The following is a 21018-nucleotide window of genomic DNA, read 5'->3' on the forward strand; positions in this document are numbered from 1 at the left end:
AGATGAATTGTATAGCTTTTTATGCTAGCCTGAAATCCCTATTGGTCCGGATCTTTGGCCAACAGGGTCAAATGCTTGTGACTGCACTCTTGCTGAGCGGTAGTGTCCACGCACAGAAGACCGATAAGTTTATGGGCGAGATTGTCAATTACGACGAAACGACCGTACCCAAGTATACACTGCCTCCGCTGTTGATCACCGGCAAGGGCAAGAGGGTGAAGACCATTGCCGAATGGGAATACAAACGCAGGCCCGAAATATTAGAGCTGTTCGAGGAGCATATATATGGAAGGACGCCCGTAGGTTTTGATAGTGTCAGCTTCAAGCTGACTAACGAGAAAGCATCTGCAATGGAGGGCAGGGCGCACCTGAAAGAGGTGTTGATCACCGCGTGGAACAAGGGAAGGTCGATCAGCTTTCCGATGGTACTATTTATTCCCAATAAGCGCAAGGGGCCGGTACCTGCATTTTTGTTGATCAATAACCGTAGCAGAAGGAATACTGATCCTGGCAGATTGGAAAAAAGTACGTTTTGGCCTGCCGAGATGGTGATTGACAGTGGCTATGCAATCGCTGCGTTCCATAATGGCGATGTAGCTCCCGATCGGAAAGATAGGTATCAGCAGGGGCTTTTGGAGCAGCTTTTTCCAGAGGAACTGGAAAAAGATAATGGGATGAAGGCAATTGGTGCCTGGGCATGGGCAGCAAGTCGTGTCATGGACTACCTACAGACAGATAAGGACATCGATTCCAAAAAGGTTGCAATTGTTGGACACTCACGTGGTGGTAAGACTGCCTTATGGGCAGGTGCACAGGACAGGCGTTATGCGATGGTGTTCAATAGCTGTTCAGGGAACTCCGGTGCGGCACTGGCTCGACGGAAGTATGGGGAGACAATCAGTCTGATCAATAAGCAGTTTGGACATTGGTTCAACAATAACTACAAAAAATATAGTAACAAGGTAGATAGCCTGCCGGTGGATCAGCACATGCTGATTGGCCTGATCGCACCCAGACCGGTATATACTACCAATGCAACCCAGGACCGCTGGGCGGATCCGTATGGATCTTTTTTATCGAATGTAAATGCAAAGCCTGTCTACGAACTTTATCGCCAAAAGGTCGTGCTTCCAAAAGAGATGCCTGCTGTAGGCAGTCCGATTGTGGAGTCGACGATAGGTTATCATTTCCGGGAAGGTGCACATGATCTGAATGTCTATGATTGGACAAATTTTATACGTTTTGCTAATTATAACTATAAGAAATAACATATGGGTTGAACTTGGCTTGTGACCGAAAAACTATTATGTATATATTTGGATTTAATCCTATGTATCAAAATTTTATAAACCACCTTAGAAAATACATTTCATTGGACAATAATGAAGTAGAATTACTTTTGTCCAGTGTAAAGCCATTAGTCTTTAATAAGAAAGATTACCTAATCAAAGAAGGTCAGGTTTGTAAAGCTAACTACTTTGTCGAACAAGGTTTACTCAGAATGTTTTTCATCAACAATAAAGGAATTGAACAGACTACACAATTTGCTTTGGAAAACTGGTGGATAGCTGATTACATGAGCTTAACAAACCAGAGTAATTCCCACTTTTATATCCAGGCTGTAGAAGCTTCGACAATAATTGCTGTTGAACATCATAAACAAGAACAGTTACTAAAACAATTACCACAACTTGAACGCTATTTTATGTTAATGATGCAACGTGCTTATGCCGCGGCACAGATGCGGGTTAAGTATTTCCATGTCTATTCTAAGGAAGAAAACTATCGTCAGTTTGTGAGTCTGTTTCCTGATTTCGTTCAACGTATTCCCCAATATATGTTAGCTTCTTATTTGGGACTTACCCCAGAGTATGTAAGTGAATTGAGGAAAAAACAAACATGATTTGATTTCTTAAACCAGTTTAAGTTTTTAAAATAGACTTAAACTTATCTTTGATTTATCATTTAAAATATACCAAAGAAATGGGAAAAAGAATAAACATTGCAGAACTTGAACCAGCTGCTTATAAAGCTTTAGCTGGTTTGGAAAGCTACCTGGCTACCACTGCCATTAACAAAACATTGAAAGAATTGATCAAGATCAGAGCCTCTCAGGTTAATGGTTGTGCATTTTGTATCAATATGCATACTATAGATGCGCGAAAACAAGGTGAAACTGAGCAGCGAATTTATTTATTAAATGCTTGGAGAGAAGTTGATGGGCTCTATACAGATGAAGAAAGAGCTGTTTTGGCTTTAACAGAGGAAATGACTTTAATTGCCAATGGTGGTGTTTCTGAAGAAACCTATCGAAACGCAAAATCCTTTTTTGATGACAACTTGTTGGCACAAATCATGGTGGCTATTATTACCATTAATGGCTGGAATAGAATGTGTGTTGCTACACATATACAGCCTGCATCATAATAAGTTTTTTAAGCAGATGGACTCAGGGATCTATCTGCTTTGTGTTTACCTGGGGTTTCTCCGGTTATCTTTTTGAAGAGCCGATTAAAGTAAGAAATATTGTCAAAGCCTAAGCTATAAGCAACGTCTTTAACTGAAGTGTCGTTAACGATTATCATTAACTGTGCTTTTTCTATTTTCTTTTGATTGATATATTTTCCAGGGGTACAGTTCATACTTTTCTTAAAAAGCCGAATGAAATGATCTTTTGTCAGGAAGCATAGTTTTGCCAGATCCTCAATATTTACAGGTTTGTTGATGTTGTGGTTAATGTGCTGGAGTGAATTAAGGATTCGTTTATCAATATCTGGGTTTTTACTCGAAGACTGCATCAGGAAATGTGCTATAATTTGTTTTAATATCCCTTCAGTTTCCATCTCATAAGCTAAAGGAATTGTTTTCTGCAAGGCAATATTTTTCACAAGATTGGAGGAATTGTCATACAATGTAGGATTGTAATATTGCAGCTCCCTTTGTGGGTTAATAACAACCAGACGCTTGATCAGTTGAATGGTTAAACTGTCAACTTCAATTTCCACAGGGAAATCTATTCTGTCGAAAATACTAAGTTGTTTACCCAAATCTTCATATATATGAATGTAATACAAGGACAAATAAGTATCGCATTCATAACGGTGTTTGGTATAAGAAGGGGTAAGGTATAAATGATTCTTTTTTAAGTTATAGACCTTATCACCATGGATAATTTTAGCAGTGCCTTCTTCCACAAAATGTATTCGGGCAAAAGGACTGGAGATATTTTTCCAGTTCCAGTCTGCCTGATGTACTGCATGACCTATATTCAGTAAAATGAAATTTAGTGTCTGACTATCTATGCTCATAAACAAGTTAATAAGCAATAAATGTAAAGCTAAATGTCGATAAAGTGCAATTTATTGTCGATAAGTAATGGTTATTGAAAACCTTGCATTTGTACCTTTGATATAAGTTCTTTTGAGCTAAACCAAATTTTTAACCTATTAATCATATGAACATAGAGAGTGATTTGTCACAGGCAGGGAGCATTTTTCCTCCTGTAATTTTCGGAACAAGTTGTTTGGGGAATATTTATGAAGCAACCGACTACACAACTAAAAAATCAATTGTAGCAGCCTGTATAGAAAATGCCAATGGGATAGCGATGTTTGATACTGCAGGTAAATACGGTGCAGGATTGGCCCTGGAATCATTAGGTAAAAGTTTGAGGGATTTAAAAGTAGATCCTGAATCCGTACTGATCAGCAATAAGTTGGGTTGGTATCAAACGGCACTTACTACTCCAGAACCTACTTTTGAAAAAGGCATTTGGAAAGACTTAAAAAATGATGCCATCCAAAAAATAAGTTATGCAGGAATATTGGAATGTTTTGAGCAAGGCAATGAATTGTTAAATGGATATTCCTCTCAAATGGTTTCTGTTCATGACCCGGATGAATATTTGGCCAAAGCTAAAAATAAGCAGGAAGAAGAGCTGCTTTATCAGGACATTTTAGATGCCTATAAAGCATTGATTGAATTAAAGATATCGGGTAAAGTTTTAGGTGTAGGCGTAGGTTCAAAACAATGGCGTGTAGTAGAGCGTATAGCTAAAGATGTTGATTTAGATTGGGTAATGATCGCAAACAGTCTTACACTGCATGATCATCCAAAAGAACTCCTTGAATTCATAGAAGGACTTCATAAAAAAAATATAACAGTTATCAATTCAGCAGTTTTTAATGGTGGTTTTTTAATTGGTAGTGATTATTATAATTATCAGCCAGTGGATAAAACCTCATTAGAGGGTAAAAGAAAATATGAATGGCGTGATAAATTCCACAAAATCTGTAAGGAATTTGATGTCACACCCGCTGAAGCATGTGTGAACTTCGGACTAAATATACCTGGAGTTACTAGTATTGCTTTAAGCACAAGTAAGTCCTATAAAGTAAAGCCAAATTTACAAATGGTGGCTAAAGAGATCCCTTTATTTTTCTGGGAAACATTATTGAATGAGGGTTTGATAAAGGTGAAACCAGACTTTAATAATGCCTCAATATAATATTCCCTATAAAAAAGGGATGAGGCTATCTTTTAAATGAGGATTGGAACTATCTGATGTTAAACGGTCTGACTTTGTTAATGCATTGAAGATTATGGAAGTCGGTTTAATCGAAAAAAAGGCACTTCATCAAATTCGATAGTAATATGGACGAATTTAAAACTTTGCTAACTGCTTGGTTTATAAATTCGTTTGTATCAAATACAACCAGATATTACTTAATCTAATGAACATGAATAGACTTGTATCTATATGGAGGGATTTCAATCAAATCTAAACTTCCTAAACGCATCATGCGTTGTGATTATCTTATAATACCAAATAACTAACCAAATATTAAAACTAAATCTTATGACAAAAGGGAATTCTGAAATGGAGACTGAAAGCGTATCTTTTTTCGGAAAAAAAATACAGCGACGACATTTTTTTCAGTTTGCTAGCGCTTCTGTATTGATAGCAGGGGTTGCAGGATGTAAAAAATCAGATGCTCCGGGGACAGGTAATCCTTTCGTAAATGTTGACAATACCATTGATTTTGCCGACCTAAACGATACTGGATTATTAAATTATATATATGCATTTGAACAACTTGAAGCTGCTTTTTATTTAAAATTAAAAGAAAGTTTTCCCGCTGCGTTAACAAATCTTCAGCGATTGTATTTTATCGATATTGCCTCACATGAAGTTGCTCATCGTGAATTTTACAAGAACTTTTTAGGTAGTAGTGCATTAGGGACTTTAACGTTTGATTTTTCAACTATAGATTTTACTGATGTTCAATCCGTTTTGGCTGCAGCGAAAATATTTGAAGATTTAGGAGTGGCGGCTTACAACGGGGTTATTGCCAGAAGTAAACAACTTCATACAGTTGTTATCGCCAGTCAGGTTGCTTCTGTTGAAGCTCGTCACGCTGCCTGGATTAGGAATCAAATTACTCCAAACAGTTTTGCAGATTTAACAGAAATGAATGCAATTGGTGCTGTAGCTATCGAAGGACGCGATGCCCTTTTAAGTCCGGCTGAAGTATTAAGTGCTGCATCTAAATATATCATCACAAAGTTGAATGTAATTAATCTTTAGAATTTACGATAATGGATATATTAAAATTACTCGAAGCAATTGAAAGGCCTGATGGTGAAAACGATAAAAAGCTGAGCCCCAGAAGGGAGGTGGTTAAAGATCTTTTCAAGTTTGGGAAAAAGGTTTCATTAGCTGTGTTACCATTTACTTTGGGAACTGCTTTTCAAAAAGCTAATGCGCAAACAACTAATACGATAGAAGTAGATTCTCTAAACTTATTATTAGGTATTGAGTACCTGCAATATGAATTTTATAACTACGCATTAACACAAACTACCACGCTAATTCCTGTCGCTGCAATTCCGGCAATTACAGCTATGAGAAGTCATCAAAAATCATATATAGATTTTTTAGTGAGCAGTATCACTGCATTGGGTGGGACACCAAGAATACAATTGGTTTATGCAAACTTTGAATATAGAATCATAGCAACTAGAAATGCGACAACGAATGTTCCACTAACTTACGTTTTCGCTGCCAATGCAGTGATGAGCTGGGTAAGGGCACTACTTTTACGGTCTCGATTCCAATGTCTGATGAATATTATGAAAGTGATTTTCATGCAGGGAATCCTATTTATGAACTTTCTATTACAGGAGAGGACAATGGAACAACTGAGGAAGGAGCTATGTTTGACAAAAATGAGCTTTTAGAAGATGACTTAACTGAAAATGGTAAAGAGGAAATCAAATTGCTGATTGTTGATGACAATAAAGAGATTGTAGACTATTTACAGGACTTTTTTAGCCAGACTTATCAGGTGTCAGTTGCATTCGATGGTAAAATGGCATTGGGAATGTTGGAAGATCAACAATTCGATATGATCATCAGTGATGTGATGATGCCGGAGTTGGATGGTTTACATTTCTGTAAGCGGGTTAAACAGAATATTTATACATCACATATCCCATTAATCCTTTTAACTGCCAAGACTGAAACTAGCCAACAGATAAAGGGGCTGGAAATGGGAGCTGATGACTATGTGACCAAACCTTTTTCGACCAATTTATTAGCTGCCAAAATAACTAATTTGCTGCGCTCTCGTAAACGTTTAAAGGAATATTACTCTGCGAATAAGGAGATTGTGCCTGAAAATATTGCATTCAATGCAGTTGATGAAGAGTTTTTGAAACAAGCGATTTCCATTATAGAATTACATCTTTCTGATTCAGAGTTCTCAGTTGAGAAATTTAGTAAAGAGATTGGAATGAGCAGATCTAATCTTTATTTAAAATTGAGAGCAATTACAGGTGAATCTGTTAAAGATTTTGTGAAAAGAATAAGGTTTAAGAAAGCTGTTGAGCTAATGCTATCTAAAAGACATACACTAGCTCAAATAGCTTATACATGTGGGTTTAATACTCCTTCTTATTTTTCAACTGCATTTAAACAATATTATGGAGTGATGCCAAGTGAATACCTTAAAAAAATAGAAGCGGAGAAACAATGAGTGTTGTTGCTCTTTTGCGTATTTAAGTTCATTGAATAAGTTGTAGCGATCTGTTGGATCCCATCCCAGATGGAACATTTCTTCTACAATTTTATCACTTTCGAATTCATACCGTCATATCATTGATGATTATTTAACCTTATAAAATAAACGCCATTAATGGTTCTAATTTTTTGTAAATTTAGAATAGGGAAAACTAATTCTAAAAACATGAAAAAGTTAACATTATCTGTAATGGCTTTGCTATTCTTTGCCGTTACAGTACGCGTTAGTGCTCAGGACGACGCCATGATGAAAGCCTGGCAAAGTTACATGACGCCAGGAGACATCCACAAAATGATCGCTAAAAGTGATGGGAAATGGAATTCGGAAGTCAGCATGTGGATGGTGCCAGGTGCTCCGCCAACAAAAAGTAAATCTGTATGCGAAAATACTATGGTTTTGGGTGGCAGGTATCAGCAGTCTATTCACAAGGGTACAATGATGGGGATGCCCTTTGAAGGGATAAGTCTACTGGGATACGACAATGCCAAAAAAATATTCTTATCAACCTGGATAGACAATATGGGAACGGGTATTATGCAGATGGAAGGAACATGGGATGAAGCGACTAATTCGATTAATTTTAAAGGGAAAAGTGTTGATCCTACTACGGGAAAAGATATAGATATCAGAGAGGTATTTAAACTGGTCGACGATAATAATCAAACTATGGAAATGTATTGCACAACGGATGGCAAGGAGATGAAGACTATGGAAATTAAATTTTCCAGACAGAAATAGTAAAAGGAGGGGTTTTTCATCCCTCCTTTTTTGCAGTGTTATTTTATCTTATCAATAATCTTTAACTTAGCGAAACCGAATGAATAAGATCTTATCTAAAGATTATCACCAATATTCGGTACACAACTCCCATATGATTTCATGAGTATAATATGAGCATAAATATAAATTGACAAAAACGGGTATAATTGAGATGATGACAAACACTGTAAGTAATATTTTAAGAATTGGTATTGTTGGCTATGGTAATTTAGGAAGAGGTGCTGAGTTGGCCATCCAGCAAAATCCAGATATGGAACTGGTTGCTATTTTTACTAGGAGAGAAACTACGGAACTGAGTACTGATTCTAAAGTAGTTTCTATTTCAAAAATAGAAGATTATAAAGACAAAATTGATGTAATGATTCTTTGTGGAGGATCTGCAAAAGATTTGCCTGAACAAGTGATCATGGTTTCAAAATTGTTTAATACAGTGGACAGCTTTGATACACATGCTAAAATTCCAGAATATTTTGAGCAGGTTGACCAGGCTTCTAAAGCTAATGGTAAATTAAGTTTAATCTCCACAGGTTGGGACCCTGGATTATTTTCAATGGCAAGATTATTAGGACAAAGTATTTTGCCTGAAGGTGAAGACTATACTTTCTGGGGAAAGGGGTTGAGCCAAGGACATTCTGATGCAGTAAGGCGTGTGTCTGGTGTTAAAAATGGAGTTCAATATACCATCCCAATAGAAAGTGCAATAGAAAAAGTAAGATCTGGAGAAAATCCGGAACTTTCAACGGCAGAAAAACATGAAAGGGTATGTTATATTGTAGCAAATGAAGGTGCTGATTTAGCTGAAATTGAAAATACGATAGCCAATATGCCTCATTATTTTGATCAGTATGATACTACTGTTAATTTCATTGCGGAGGAAGAGTTATTGAAAAATCACTCAACTATGCCTCATGGTGGGATAGTGTTCAGATCTGGCACTACAGGAAACGGTTCTAAACAAAGAATTGAGTTTAGTTTAGAACTGGAAAGTAATCCGGAGTTTACAGCTAGTGTATTGGTAGCTTATACACGGGCAATTGGTAAAATGGCAAAAGAAGGTCAAACAGGTGCTAAAACTGTATTTGATATTCCATTAGGATACTTATCTCCGAAATCAGCAGCAGAATTGAGAAAAGAGTTGTTGTAATATAAAGTCGCCTCTTGGAGGCGACCTTATGCTATTTAAGCCCCATCATCAGTTCCCAGCTACCTTAACAATGAAAGCCGGAAGAAGAATACAACTTTTGAATTATCAATTAAATGACTGATTATGTTTGTTAATAATTTGGGAAAATTTAGTTAATATTGAATGTGTTTTTTTTGCAGAAAGTACGGGGATTCATTATGCATCAGGAAAGAGTAAATAACTTAAATGAGGTTCAGCTGCTGATTGCACTAAAATCAGGAGATCGCCAGGCCTTTGAAGAAATTTACCAGAATTATAGTCCACGGATCTTTCTGAATATTCTTAAAATGATCAAATCAATAGATGATTCTCAGGAAATTTTACAAGATGTGTTTATTAAGGTTTGGGAAAAACGTGACCTAATAGATCCCGAACAGCCTTTTAAATCTTACTTGTTTCAGATCTCAAGGTACACTGTATATAATTTCTTTAGAAAAGCCAATCTGGATAAAAAGCTAAAGGCATATCTCAGCTTTGAAAATACGGAGCTGTATACACATATTGAAGAGAACATTGTTCAGCGTGAGAATAGTCAGCTTATAATGAATGCAATTGAAGAACTGCCTCCACAGCGGAAGCAGATTTATAAACTATGTAAAATTGAAGGTAGGAGTTATGCTGAGGTTGCAATGCAACTTGGTATTTCTTCATCCACTATTAACGACCATATTGTTAAGGCTACAAAATTCCTAAGAGAACGTCAATCTTCGTTTGGTACCGCACTTACGCTATCAATAGTTTCAAGTATTTTGAAAGATCTATAAAATTTTCGATTCAATCATTTATCTCTTTTCCTGTTAATTGTTTGATTAAAAAATATTTTACATAATATTTTTTTTAGAGCAGATGCTTTTTGTTTTCCAGGTGTAATAGCAGTAAATAGATTAGCCTTGGAGAATATAAAAGAAATAAAAGCAACTCTTAATAAGTATATAAACAATGAGCTGGATGAGGAACAGGCAAGGGCGTTTTTGGAATACGTCCAATCTGGTTCTGATCAGGAAGCCATGTTGTTGTTAATTCAAGAGTTTATGGACGGACCACAAACGCAGAATTTGCTAGATAAACCTGAGCTTTTGACCTTGTTGAATCAGTCTTTTACAAAGATTACAGATAGTATTGATACTAAACCGAAGAAAAGCTCAATTAGGTTGTGGTCAGGTATTGCTGCGGGTATTGCTGCTGTGGTAGCATTAATGATACTGGGTGTTTATTTCTTCAATCATAATAATGCAGAGCCAAATGATAAATTTGATTTAGTGCAAAGTGTAACTCCTGGAAAAATTGGAGCGACTTTAACATTGGCAAATGGAAGAAAGATCAATTTGTCTGAAGCTGGCGATGGAGAAATTGCTAAAGAAGAAGGGATAAGTGTAATCAAAACAGCTGAAGGGGAGTTAATTTACGAAATACTGGATAAGGCTGGTGATTTGAATAAAGAAAATACATTGACAACTGCTAAAGGTGAAACATATATTTTAATTCTGCCCGATAAATCTAAAGTGTGGATGAATGCGGCTTCTAGTTTAACATATAACACTAATTTAAATAAAGGAATCAGACAGGTAAAGCTACAGGGGGAAGCTTATTTCCAGATAGCCGAAGATAAGTCGCGTCCATTCATTGTTGAAACAAGAGAACAAAAGGTTCAGGTATTAGGTACTCATTTTAATGTGAATGCCTATTCAGATGAAGAAAAAGTAACCACTACACTTTTAAAGGGAAGTGTGAAGGTGTCGGGTAAGTCGGGAACAGAGGTACTAAAGCCGGGTGAGCAATCTTCTGTAACTGAAGGCTCAATTTCTATTACCAAAGTTGATACTGAAAGAGCGATTGCCTGGAAAAACAACAAGTTTCTTTTTGAAAATGACGATATCCGTTACATCATGCGTATGATTGAACGTTGGTACGATGTAGATGTAGTTTATACTGGGGAAATGCCTACAGAGAAATTTGGTGGTGGTGTATCTCGCTTTGATAATGTTACACAGGTACTTAATATTCTAGAATCTACAGGAGGAGTACGTTTTAAAGTCGAAGGGAGAAAGATTTTTGTTTCAAAATAATGATCACTCTAATAGCATGAACACACAAATATATAATGGACAAAATGTTAAACCTAAAATTTAAAGATGGAGAAATAATACGAAAGTATAACCAAGACTTTTAACCATAAAAAAACCAGAAGTGTTACTAGCACCCCTGGTTTATGTTTGGTCTATGTCAATAAGAATTAACCGTTAACCGCAGATACCCTAAGTTTTCGAGGACACAGGTATGCTGCACAACCAAACTATTACTAATGTATATAATTTCTACGAAGAAACGGGATATACCACAATGGTATGTCCGTAAATTTTTGCTGATTATGCGATTAACCACGGTTATATTAATAGCGTCGCTTATGCAGGTTAGTGCTTCAACACTAGCTCAAAAGATCAGTCTGTCTAAAACAAATGCCTCCTTAAAAGCGGTCATCAAAGAAATCAGGGCCCAAAGTGGCTATGAGTTCATTTACACAGAAAGTGTTTTTAAAGCATCTTTACCTGTAACCATTAATGTTAAAGGGGGCAATTTTGATGATGTATTGAGACAGGTTTTCAAAAACCAACCCTTAAGTTTTTCAATTGATAGTAAAACTGTTATTATCAAACCAAAGGAGAAAAATCTACTAGATGAAATCGTCGGTCAGTTTCAGACAACTGATGTGCGGGGTCGGGTATTAGATGAAAATGGGGAACCTATGTACGGGGCTACAATAAGGGTTAAAGGTACAAGCAAGGTAGCCACAACAGACGGAGAAGGTAGGTTTACACTAAAAGGAGTAAGTGAAAATACTATACTGGAGATTTCTTATCTCGGATACCAGGTCAAAGAAGTGAAAGTTACCAAAGATACACGAGAGGTCACAGTTAGGTTAGAAATAGCAGATAGTAAGTTAAATGAAGTGGTCGTTACTGCATTGGGTATCAAAAGAGAAGAAAGGGCATTAGGTTATGCAATTACAAAATTAGACGGTGATCAAGTTACCAATGCGCCATCTGGAAACTGGCTTGATGCGCTATCGGGAAAAGTTGCTGGTTTAAACATGATCAGGTCAAACGGAGGCCCTGCTGGTTCAAATAAGATTATCTTGCGAGGAGAGAACAACCTAACAGGAGGTGCAGACAATGAAGCTTTGGTTGTCATAGATGGAGTAATAGTCAATAATGGTAGTGGCAAGAGAACAGCGACAGGTGGATCTGCTGCAGGACCATCAGACGGAATTCAGCCAACTGATTTTGGAAGCGGAATTAACGATCTTAACCCCGAAGATATTGAGAGTATTACGGTCCTTAAAGGCCCAGGTGCTGCTGCTTTATATGGGCAACGTGGTGCAAATGGAGCCATTATTGTGACTACCAAATCGGGTAATACAAAAAGTAAAGGGGTAAGTATAACCTTAACCTCTAATTTAGCATTGGAAAGTCCTAACCGCTGGCCTGATCTACAATATGAATACGGACAGGGACAAAGTGGTGCCGATGCCTATGGATATGGTGTGAATAGTGCAAGTAGTTTGGCTTTTGGTCCAAGGTTTAACGGTCAGAAATTTGTTCAATATGATCCTGTAACTCAGGCCGCAGCTACAGAAGCTACACCATGGGTGCCTTATAAGAATCAGGTCAGGGAATTTTTCGAAACAGGAAAAACATTTACAAATTCTATCAGCCTGAATGGAAACATAAAAAAGAATACTACTTTCCGTGTTTCTGCAACACATGCTGATAACGAATGGATTATTCCGAATACTGGTTTTAAACGTACTAACGTCTCCTTCTCGGCTAACAGTAAGCTTACTTCAAAATTAAGTTTGTCTGTAAAAGCCGCTTACACGAACAGGGAAAGTGATAATTTACCCGGAATGGGATACGGGAATCAATCTGTAATGTACTGGTATGTGTTTTGGGTTCCAAATGCCGATATCAATTGGTTACGTAATTATTGGGTAAACGGTAAAGAATACAGAGAGCTTAAAGATGTTTTCACCGCATCACCAGAAAATCCATACGCTATTTCTTATGAGTTTATCAATGGTTCAAAACGTAACGGTATAACTGGTAATGCACAATTAAACTATGCTTTTACAAAAGAATTGAGCTTGCAACTAAGGGCAACTTTGGATCGCACAGATGATGATAGAGTGCAAAAACGCCCTTGGACGGCAGCACGTTTAGCTACTGGTTCTTATCGAACTCAAGATATTATATCTAAAGAATATACAGGCGATTTTTTATTGAAATATAACAAGCAACTGAATAAAGATTTCAATGTTACAGCAACCGTTGGCGGTAGTATGCTCAAAAACCGCTATTCCAAAAATGAAACACGTGCTGATGGACTAATAGAACCAAATGTATATAGTCTTGATAATGCAGCAAATCCTTTGGTATTTGTACCGGATACTTCACGTTTTTCGATGAACAGTATATATGGCTTATTTTCTGCTTCCTATAAAAACTATCTATATTTAGATTTAACCGGTCGTAGGGACTGGAATAGTACACTTGCGAATCCAATAAGGAAGAATAGTACTGGTTTCTCTTATCCATCTGCAAACCTGAGTTTTATTGCTTCCGATTATTTTAAATTACCTGAAGTTGTCAGTTTTGCAAAATTGAGACTTTCTATTTCGCAGGTTGGTAGTGGGGGGACAGTTCCTTACCGTACTGCATATTTATATGGCTTGGCAGCTAACGGAACTTATCCAAATGGTTCCTTGCAAAATCCAACTACAATACCCAATCCTGATTTAAAACCGCTAAAAACTACAGCTTACGAAATTGGTACAGACATTAAATTATTTAAAAACCGTCTAGGTATAGATATTGCCGCGTACGCCGGAAATACTAAAAACCAGATCCTGGAACGTATTGTAGATCGTTCATCTGGTCATTCCCGTCAAATTATTAATGCCGGACAAATTAATAACTCTGGTCTGGAAGTAGCAATTAATGGCACACTCGTAAAAAGCAGAAGCTTTAAGTGGACAACCTTTATGACTTTCGCCACGAATAAAAATAAAATCATTGCATTAGCAAATAACGATTCTACGGTATTATTGCGTTCAAGTGCAGTAGGTGGCGCACAAATTATTGCAAATGTAGGTGGTAGCCTGGGCGATATGTATGGGACAGGGTTTTTACGTGCTCCGGACGGTCAAGTAATCTATAATGCTACTACGGGTATTCCGCTACTTTCACCTACTCCTGTTTATTTGGGTAATACTATCCCTAAATACAAGGCAAGTATAGGTACTGAGTTTACCTATAAGCAGCTAAGGTTGAACGTGCTGTTTGATGCACAAAAAGGAGGAGTAGCTCATTCTTATACGCATGGCCGTCTGGCAGATTTTGGTAAGCTTTCGGCTACTTTGCCAGGTCGTTATAGTGGTATAACAGGAAAAGGTGTGGTAGATAATGGGAATGGGACTTTCAGTCCAAATACAACCATAGCTACAGATATCACCTCGTTTTATAATACTTCTATGGGAACAATTAATGGAGAAGGAGCAACCTATAAAACAGATTTCATCAAATTTAGAGAAGCGAGGTTAGATTATACACTACCTAAGTCACTTCTAAAATCAATAAAGGTATCCCGGGCAACTATAGGAGTATATGGGCGTAACCTTGTAATATGGTCTAACTGGCCAATGTTTGATCCGGAGTTTGGTACTTTAAGCGGTACTGATATTGTACAGGGATTTGAGATTGGACAATTCCCTTCAACACGCACTTTTGGTTTTAATTTAGTGGTTGGTATTAATTAATATAGCAATGAAAAGAACAATATACTTCATTACCCTTTTATGCTTTGTGTCAAGCTTTTTTGCTTGTGATAAAGGGTTTGATCGAGAAAATACCGATCCGATAAACATAATCAGCGCTTCACCTGATAAGTTATTGGCACCGGCTTTGGTAAACGTTTTAACAGGAAACCTGACACGTAACCGTAACTTTAATAACGAACTGATGCAGGTAACTGTAACGCAAAGTGAAGATGATTTTACTGTATTCAGATATAATTTCAGACCGAACATTGCAGATTATACCTGGAATATATGGTACCCTGAACTTACTAACTTTAGGGATATCTACGAGATAGCGAGTAAGCCTGAATACAATAACGATTCGTATAAAGGCATTTCTTTGGTATGCGAAGCATGGGTTTTTTCTTTACTTACTGATACCTATGGCGATGTGCCATTTAAGGAAGCTAATCAAGGGAAATTTGGTTTGGTAGAGCCAGCATTTGATAGTCAGAAGGAAATTTATACCGCTTTGTTGGCCAAGTTGGAAGAAGCCAATACTCTGTTGACAGTAAATACAGCTATTGATGTAGCAAGTGACCCAGTTTACAAGGGCGACATTATGTTATGGCGTAAGTTCTGTAATAGTTTGCACCTTCGCCTGTTATTACGTTTATCTGGAAAACAGGAGGTGGCAAATACCATGATTGCCAAAATCAAGGAAATGGTAGATACTAATCCATCGAAATATCCGGTATTCACTTCAAATGCTGAATCGGCTGTGCTCAAATGGAATGGAACTACTACCACTACAGATCCTTATACAAATCCTTATGCGATCAGTTTACGTGAAAATGATTTCACTATACCTTCTATGTGTAATTTCTTTATACTCAAGTTGGATGATTGGAAAGATCCAAGAATAGATATTGGTGCAGTATATGGTGCTAATGCGCGTAACCGGTTGGGTATAGCACCTGGATCGGGTGGATTTATTGGTATTGATAGTGGTTACGAACCTGGTAGCAAAGAACTAAGACAGGCCTATTTTTACTCCTTTGGTAATTCTGAATTTTCTTTGCAAAAAAGTGCGTTAACAGGCATCATTATGACTTATGCTGAATTACAGTTTATCCTGGCTGAGGCAGCAGCCAAAGGTTGGATTTCGGGTTCTGCGGAAACATTCTATTATACAGGGATTGCAAATGCGATAAATTATTGGGTGCCAAACTTTAGTGCAAATATCCTGGATCCTGTGTTTACAAATTACATAACCAATGCAGGAATTGGGTGGGACAATAGTTTGCCGCTAGATGCCAGTACTGGTGACAGTAAAATGGAGCGCATTCATATTCAAAAGTATTACAGCCTTTTTCTTACCGATTTTCAGCAATGGTTTGAACATCGTCGTACCGGGCATCCAATATTACCTAAAGGGGCAGGTTTAAAAAATGGCGGTAAAATGCCAGCCAGAATGAACTATCCGGTTTATGTACAATCGGCCAATCCAACTAACTATAGTAAAGCTGTGGCGAATATGGGAGGTGATGATATGAACACTTTGGTTTGGTGGCAAAAACCTTAATAAATAAGATTTTATTTAATTTAAAATATTTAACGATGAACAAGCTAATACTTAATATATCATTGCTGTTTTCAGCTTTGTTTCTTTTAGCTAGCTGTGAAAAAACCGGAAATTTTCCTGGTGGAGAAGTTAATCCGCATATAGCCATATACGATTTAAGAAGCTTTTATAAAGGAGCCGATTATCCACTGACAAAAGAGTCTATGTTAGGTTCAATTGGTGTTACTGGCGTAGTTGTTTCAGATCATAGTGGTAAAAACATGACTTCTGGTTTGCTGATGCTACAAAACAATTGGAGATTAAATGAACTTAGAGGTATTGCGGTTAATATTGGTGCTGATGCTGCAAATTATGTTCCTGGAGATTCGGTAACTATAAATCTGGTTGGTGGGGTGATGAAGCAGGTTGATGGAATGTTGCAAGTTACGGGTGTAAATGGTTCAGCTGTGGCTAAGGTCGCTTCTGGTAAAACTATCGCTGTTAATCGGGTTCCCAGTAGTTATATTCTGGCTAATCCTGAGAAATATGAAAGTACGGAAGTAGTAATTGTAAAGGGTGGTTTTGATCCTATACCAGCACCAACAGACGTATATAGTGGTGATAAATTGGTAAATGACGGGTTTGGTAATTTTAACTTACATACTGAAGCCGCTGCAACTTTTGCCAATACGCCTTTACCAGGGATGGCAAATTTCTTTGGTGTAGTAGAATATACAAAAGGTACAGATGGTAAATACGTACCTCACTTGCGTATACGTAGACCCGAGGATATTACCGTGTTAAGTTCTACTGTTACAAGAGCGGCTATTGTAATTTCAGGTTTTTTGGCGATGCCAGAGGGGACACCATCAACAAATGGTGAATACATGCAATTTTTGGCAACTCAAGATATTGATTTCTCTTTAACACCTTATTGTGTGGTAACCCATAATACCAATTCGGCCTATCAACCAACAGGTGTGCCGCTTAACGGTTGGGCTGCGGGTGGAAGACGTTCATACAAATTTGATCTTAAAGCAGGAACGGTTGCAAAGGGGCAATATTTTTATGTAGGAGGAAACTCAAACAAATTAATTAATGGGGTTGGTTCTACCAGTATTGCAAATGGCAAGTGGATCGTGTCTAAAAATACAGGAAGTTCTGCAGGTGATGGACTTGGTGACATAAATGCAGATTTGTTATTAAATGGAACGAGTGGTTTTGCTGATGGTATAGCTGTATTTGAAGGACTTACAGTTACAAAAAACACAACGCCTATAGATGTGATCATCACAGGAGCAAATGGTGCCATCTATAACTTAGCGCAAGGAGCTGGATTACGTATTGCTAATACAGATTGGTATGATATCGTCAACCCTGTAACATTAGAGTCCCAGCCTTTGTACAAACAGGGCTCAAATACTATTTGTTTAAGTAGACCGGCACCAACAAATGCAGGTTTCTTTTATAAACTTGGTGGGGTGTATAACATACGTTTGGGACGTTGGGTAACAGCAAGATCACAGAACAGGTTAGACTTAGAAATCACATCAGTACTTGATGAGCTTGAAAAAGAATTCCCTGTTGGAAACGGCACCACTAATGGATTGGTTCCAACTAAAGTTGTAGATTAGTCCACATAAAAGCGTAACACACATTTGATAAACAATAATTATGAAGAAGATCATATTTATCATTTCCATCTTTATGCAGCTGTATTTTCTACAGAATGTACAAGCTCAAAACAAACCTGATGTGAAGAAAACCGAACAGGTTTTGAGAATCATGAGTTATAATATCCATCATGCTAATCCACCATCTAAGCCAGGTTTTATAGATTTAGATGCAATAGCTAGGGTTATTAATGATGCTAAAGCAGACATTGTAGCACTACAGGAAGTAGAAACAGGTGTAAACCGTAGTGGACGTGTAGATGAAGCAAAAATGCTTGCCGAAAAAACAGGATTACATTATCAGTTCTTTAAAGCTATAGATCATGATGGTGGAGATTATGGTATTGCAATATTAAGCCGCTATAAAATGCAGGATGTTAAACTGGTGCCGCTTCCGCAGAAAATCACTGCAGAGAAACGTATTTTGGGTTATGTAACTATAAAGGTTGGGAAACAGAAATTTATACTCGCCAATACGCATTTGGATGCTACTAAGATGCATGACAACCGTGTGGTACAGATGGAAAGCATTTTAAAAGAGTTTGAAAAGAGTACTTTGCCGGTAATCTTATGTGGCGACTTAAACAGTGTTGCAGGAACAGAAGTGATTAACTTATTGGATCAACAGTTTAAGCGCACTTGTACAGAAGATTGCCCTGGTACCATACCGCATGATAATCCGCGACGTACAATAGATTTTATTGCTACTAAAAATGTTAAATGGACATTGTTGAAATATGATGTGATACCAGAGAGTTATGCTTCAGATCATCGCCCTGTTATGACTACATTTAGTATTGGTAAATAAGCAATAATCTTTTATGCTCGTAAAGCCCCCTTAGTTAGCGATCTAATTAATGGGGCTTTTTGGTGTAGACGAATGCTTATTGTTGAGGTATTTTCAATTTAATTTTTTATTATTGGCCGTATTATATTCTTTTTTATAGGGTTAGTAGATTATGAGGGATTTCAGTAAGTATTCAGACCAGGAACTTGCCGCTTTGTTGCGGTCCGGTGATACTGCTGCATTCAAGACTATTTATAAAAAGTATTGGGACAAACTATTAGTTGTAGCAGGGAAACGACTTGATGATCTGCAGGAAGCTGAAGAGGTGTTACAGGATATTTTTCTAAACCTTTGGTTAAAGAGGGCAGACTTCCAACTCCGTATCAGTTTTGATAATTACTTTGCTGTTGCGGTTAAATTTCAGATCATCAATAGATTGGCTAAACGTTCAAGAGAATCTATAAGAAATAAAGCATTTGCTGCTGGTAGAGTAGAAGCGACAGAACCTGTAGCTGTTCAGTTCGATTTAGCACTTTTAAAACAACAGCTTAATGAGGCAGTAAGTACTTTACCAGGCAAATGCCAGTTAGTTTTTAAGATGAGTCGGGAGCAGGAGCTATCCAATAAAGAAATTGCTACAGAACTCGATATATCCGAAAAAACTGTTGAAAAACACATGACCAATGCACTTAAAACCTTGAGGACGCGTTTCGGAAATTTACTTCCTGTATTGATGTTATTGATCAGATAATTTTATTTTAATAAATAAATCATAAAAAAGGTAGGGTTGTTTGAATTTGATTTGACTATCTATTTAAACACCACTGATGAAAGAACCTATTTCAGCTGAACGGATTAATCTTTTAGCACAAAAATGGCAGGAAGCGAGAATCACTGAAGAGGAGATGATTGAGTTCAATTCCTGGTATAGTTCTTTTGATGATCTGTTGGAAGTGGATAATGGAGAGGAAAGGGGACAGGCAGAAATTAGAATTTATGAGTCCATTGCGAAGAAAGCAATGATCAAATCGTCTCATAAGTTCCCTCTATGGCCTAAAATAGCCGTAGCTGCGGCATTTGTTATTATAGCAGGATTAGGCTTGTATCTGTTTCAGGTTTCACAAAGCAGTTTAAAAGATGCAGAGTTAAAAATTGCAGCTGCATATCAAATTAAACCGGGGGGAAATAATGCTTCGTTAATACTTGGAAATGGTAAAACTGTAGTGCTGAGTACTGACAAATCTGGTATAGCTCTGAATTCAGCAGGATTAACTTATGATGATGGAACTGCTGTGCAGTCAAATGCTGGTGTGGATCTGAAAGATGATTTTACCGTAATCACTCCGCGTGGTGGTAGTTATCATATTATACTTCCCGATGGCACGAAGGTTTGGTTGAATGCGGCATCTAGTTTAACATATAAAAATGCATCAAAACATACGATTAAAACCAGAACTGTTGAATTAAGCGGGGAGGGGTATTTTGAGGTTGCTAAAAATAAGAACTACCCGTTTGTGGTATTTTCAAAAGGTCAACGCGTAGAGGTGCTTGGCACACATTTTAACATCAGTAGTTATCCGGAGGAATTGATTATCAAGACCACTTTATTGGAGGGTAGTATAAGTGTAGAACCCACTAATGATACAGATGCAGTAAGGATCTTGAAACCAGGTGAACAGTCTTTGTTAAAAGGTAGTGTTATCCAGGTTAAACAAGCAGATATCGAAGAAGTTATTGCCTGGAAAAATGGCTTCTTTAGATTTAACGAAGAGCCGCTGACTAGTGTCATGAATAAAATTTCACGCTGGTACAATGTAGACTTAGCTTATGAAGGTGGAATCAAAAAATATCAGCACATCGTCTTAGGTGGTTTCGTGTCGCGTTCTAAAGATTTAGGTACGGTACTTAAAGTTATTGAACAGACGGATCAGGTACATTTTGAAGTCAAAGAAAGGAAAATAAGAATCAATTAATTAAACCAAAAACCAAACCAACATGAAACTTTCAAAAAGAGCACCTTAACCATACAGAAAGTATTATTAAGATGAAACAGGAGCGCTACCAACGCCCCATGTTTCAGTCTGATTGCTAAAAAATGTATTTACAAATTTCAAACACTGCGTTTGGCCACTCATCTGAAAAAAAGAAGGCAAAACGC

The 21018-nt window shown here is 37.3% G+C and carries 18 protein-coding genes; 17 read left to right on the plus strand and 1 reads right to left on the minus strand.

Going from position 1 to position 21018, the window contains the following annotated elements:
• The first annotated feature begins 215 nt into the window (after positions 1-215).
• The 3 genes from WC623_RS23080 to WC623_RS23090 all read left to right on the plus strand — a co-directional run bounded on the left by WC623_RS23080 (position 216) and on the right by WC623_RS23090 (position 2427).
• On the plus strand, positions 216-1268 hold the full coding sequence (locus WC623_RS23080; RefSeq protein WP_372855616.1) for an alpha/beta hydrolase-fold protein: 1053 nt from the start codon (positions 216-218) through the stop codon (positions 1266-1268).
• Between the two features lie 38 nt (positions 1269-1306).
• Positions 1307-1903, plus strand: a complete 597-nt coding sequence (locus WC623_RS23085) for a Crp/Fnr family transcriptional regulator (protein WP_372855618.1) — start codon at positions 1307-1309, stop codon at positions 1901-1903.
• 80 nt (positions 1904-1983) lie between these two features.
• Positions 1984-2427 carry a carboxymuconolactone decarboxylase family protein gene (locus WC623_RS23090; RefSeq protein WP_372855620.1) on the plus strand — a complete coding sequence of 148 codons (444 nt, stop codon included), beginning with the start codon at positions 1984-1986 and terminating at the stop codon, positions 2425-2427.
• A gap of 8 nt (positions 2428-2435) precedes the next feature.
• On the opposite strand, the gene WC623_RS23095 is transcribed toward WC623_RS23090, so the two are convergent.
• Positions 2436-3308 carry a helix-turn-helix domain-containing protein gene (locus tag WC623_RS23095; RefSeq protein WP_372855622.1) on the minus strand — a complete coding sequence of 291 codons (873 nt, stop codon included), beginning with the start codon at positions 3306-3308 and terminating at the stop codon, positions 2436-2438.
• Between the two features lie 146 nt (positions 3309-3454).
• Here WC623_RS23095 and WC623_RS23100 point away from each other — a divergent pair, with 146 nt between their 5' ends.
• The 14 genes from WC623_RS23100 (at position 3455) to WC623_RS23165 (ending at position 20833) form a co-directional block, all read left to right on the plus strand.
• On the plus strand, positions 3455-4507 hold the full coding sequence (locus WC623_RS23100) for an aldo/keto reductase (RefSeq protein WP_372855624.1): 1053 nt from the start codon (positions 3455-3457) through the stop codon (positions 4505-4507).
• 351 nt (positions 4508-4858) lie between these two features.
• Positions 4859-5587: a ferritin-like domain-containing protein gene (locus WC623_RS23105; protein WP_372855626.1), complete on the plus strand. Its 729-nt coding sequence runs from the start codon at positions 4859-4861 to the stop codon at positions 5585-5587.
• 11 nt (positions 5588-5598) lie between these two features.
• Positions 5599-6240 carry a ferritin-like domain-containing protein gene (locus WC623_RS23110; RefSeq protein ID WP_372855628.1) on the plus strand — a complete coding sequence of 214 codons (642 nt, stop codon included), beginning with the start codon at positions 5599-5601 and terminating at the stop codon, positions 6238-6240.
• A complete protein-coding gene (locus WC623_RS23115) occupies positions 6216-7037 on the plus strand; it encodes a response regulator (RefSeq protein WP_372855682.1) in 822 nt (273 codons plus the stop codon). Before WC623_RS23110 ends, WC623_RS23115 begins: the two co-directional genes overlap by 25 nt.
• Before the next feature lie 210 nt (positions 7038-7247).
• Positions 7248-7820, plus strand: a complete 573-nt coding sequence (locus WC623_RS23120; protein ID WP_372855630.1) for a DUF1579 domain-containing protein — start codon at positions 7248-7250, stop codon at positions 7818-7820.
• 193 nt (positions 7821-8013) lie between these two features.
• Positions 8014-9006 carry a diaminopimelate dehydrogenase gene (locus WC623_RS23125; protein ID WP_372855632.1) on the plus strand — a complete coding sequence of 331 codons (993 nt, stop codon included), beginning with the start codon at positions 8014-8016 and terminating at the stop codon, positions 9004-9006.
• 173 nt (positions 9007-9179) lie between these two features.
• Positions 9180-9809, plus strand: coding sequence for an RNA polymerase sigma factor (locus WC623_RS23130; RefSeq protein WP_372855634.1), 630 nt, complete (start codon positions 9180-9182; stop codon positions 9807-9809).
• 126 nt (positions 9810-9935) lie between these two features.
• The gene (locus WC623_RS23135) at positions 9936-11111 is read left to right on the plus strand and encodes a FecR family protein (RefSeq protein WP_372855636.1); all 1176 of its coding nucleotides are present in this window, start codon (positions 9936-9938) and stop codon (positions 11109-11111) included.
• Positions 11112-11347: 236 nt separating this feature from the next.
• Positions 11348-14857 carry a SusC/RagA family TonB-linked outer membrane protein gene (locus WC623_RS23140; protein ID WP_372855638.1) on the plus strand — a complete coding sequence of 1170 codons (3510 nt, stop codon included), beginning with the start codon at positions 11348-11350 and terminating at the stop codon, positions 14855-14857.
• 7 nt (positions 14858-14864) lie between these two features.
• Positions 14865-16421, plus strand: a complete 1557-nt coding sequence (locus WC623_RS23145) for a SusD/RagB family nutrient-binding outer membrane lipoprotein (protein ID WP_372855640.1) — start codon at positions 14865-14867, stop codon at positions 16419-16421.
• Positions 16422-16456: 35 nt separating this feature from the next.
• A complete protein-coding gene (locus WC623_RS23150) occupies positions 16457-18034 on the plus strand; it encodes a DUF5689 domain-containing protein (protein WP_372855642.1) in 1578 nt (525 codons plus the stop codon).
• Positions 18035-18074: 40 nt separating this feature from the next.
• Positions 18075-18881: an endonuclease/exonuclease/phosphatase family protein gene (locus WC623_RS23155; protein ID WP_372855644.1), complete on the plus strand. Its 807-nt coding sequence runs from the start codon at positions 18075-18077 to the stop codon at positions 18879-18881.
• A gap of 151 nt (positions 18882-19032) precedes the next feature.
• Entirely contained in the window at positions 19033-19611 is a 579-nt protein-coding gene (locus tag WC623_RS23160; RefSeq protein WP_372855646.1) for an RNA polymerase sigma-70 factor, read from the plus strand.
• A gap of 76 nt (positions 19612-19687) precedes the next feature.
• The gene (locus WC623_RS23165; protein ID WP_372855648.1) at positions 19688-20833 is read left to right on the plus strand and encodes a FecR family protein; all 1146 of its coding nucleotides are present in this window, start codon (positions 19688-19690) and stop codon (positions 20831-20833) included.
• The last annotated feature ends 185 nt before the right edge of the window (positions 20834-21018 follow it).

Source organism: Pedobacter sp. (genome assembly GCF_041645105.1).
GTDB lineage: Bacteria > Bacteroidota > Bacteroidia > Sphingobacteriales > Sphingobacteriaceae > Pedobacter.

What these genes read in the sequence shown, in the direction of transcription:
- WC623_RS23085 (WP_372855618.1), top strand. Translation starts at nt 1,307, where the DNA reads ATGTATATATTTGGATTTAATCCTATGTATCAAAATTTTATAAACCAC.
- WC623_RS23090 (WP_372855620.1), top strand. Translation starts at nt 1,984, where the DNA reads ATGGGAAAAAGAATAAACATTGCAGAACTTGAACCAGCTGCTTATAAA.
- WC623_RS23095 (WP_372855622.1), bottom strand. Translation starts at nt 3,308, where the DNA reads ATGAGCATAGATAGTCAGACACTAAATTTCATTTTACTGAATATAGGT.
- WC623_RS23100 (WP_372855624.1), top strand. Translation starts at nt 3,455, where the DNA reads ATGAACATAGAGAGTGATTTGTCACAGGCAGGGAGCATTTTTCCTCCT.
- WC623_RS23105 (WP_372855626.1), top strand. Translation starts at nt 4,859, where the DNA reads ATGACAAAAGGGAATTCTGAAATGGAGACTGAAAGCGTATCTTTTTTC.
- WC623_RS23110 (WP_372855628.1), top strand. Translation starts at nt 5,599, where the DNA reads ATGGATATATTAAAATTACTCGAAGCAATTGAAAGGCCTGATGGTGAA.
- WC623_RS23115 (WP_372855682.1), top strand. Translation starts at nt 6,216, where the DNA reads ATGTTTGACAAAAATGAGCTTTTAGAAGATGACTTAACTGAAAATGGT.
- WC623_RS23120 (WP_372855630.1), top strand. Translation starts at nt 7,248, where the DNA reads ATGAAAAAGTTAACATTATCTGTAATGGCTTTGCTATTCTTTGCCGTT.
- WC623_RS23125 (WP_372855632.1), top strand. Translation starts at nt 8,014, where the DNA reads ATGATGACAAACACTGTAAGTAATATTTTAAGAATTGGTATTGTTGGC.
- WC623_RS23140 (WP_372855638.1), top strand. Translation starts at nt 11,348, where the DNA reads ATGTATATAATTTCTACGAAGAAACGGGATATACCACAATGGTATGTC.
- WC623_RS23145 (WP_372855640.1), top strand. Translation starts at nt 14,865, where the DNA reads ATGAAAAGAACAATATACTTCATTACCCTTTTATGCTTTGTGTCAAGC.
- WC623_RS23150 (WP_372855642.1), top strand. Translation starts at nt 16,457, where the DNA reads ATGAACAAGCTAATACTTAATATATCATTGCTGTTTTCAGCTTTGTTT.
- WC623_RS23155 (WP_372855644.1), top strand. Translation starts at nt 18,075, where the DNA reads ATGAAGAAGATCATATTTATCATTTCCATCTTTATGCAGCTGTATTTT.
- WC623_RS23160 (WP_372855646.1), top strand. Translation starts at nt 19,033, where the DNA reads ATGAGGGATTTCAGTAAGTATTCAGACCAGGAACTTGCCGCTTTGTTG.
- WC623_RS23165 (WP_372855648.1), top strand. Translation starts at nt 19,688, where the DNA reads ATGAAAGAACCTATTTCAGCTGAACGGATTAATCTTTTAGCACAAAAA.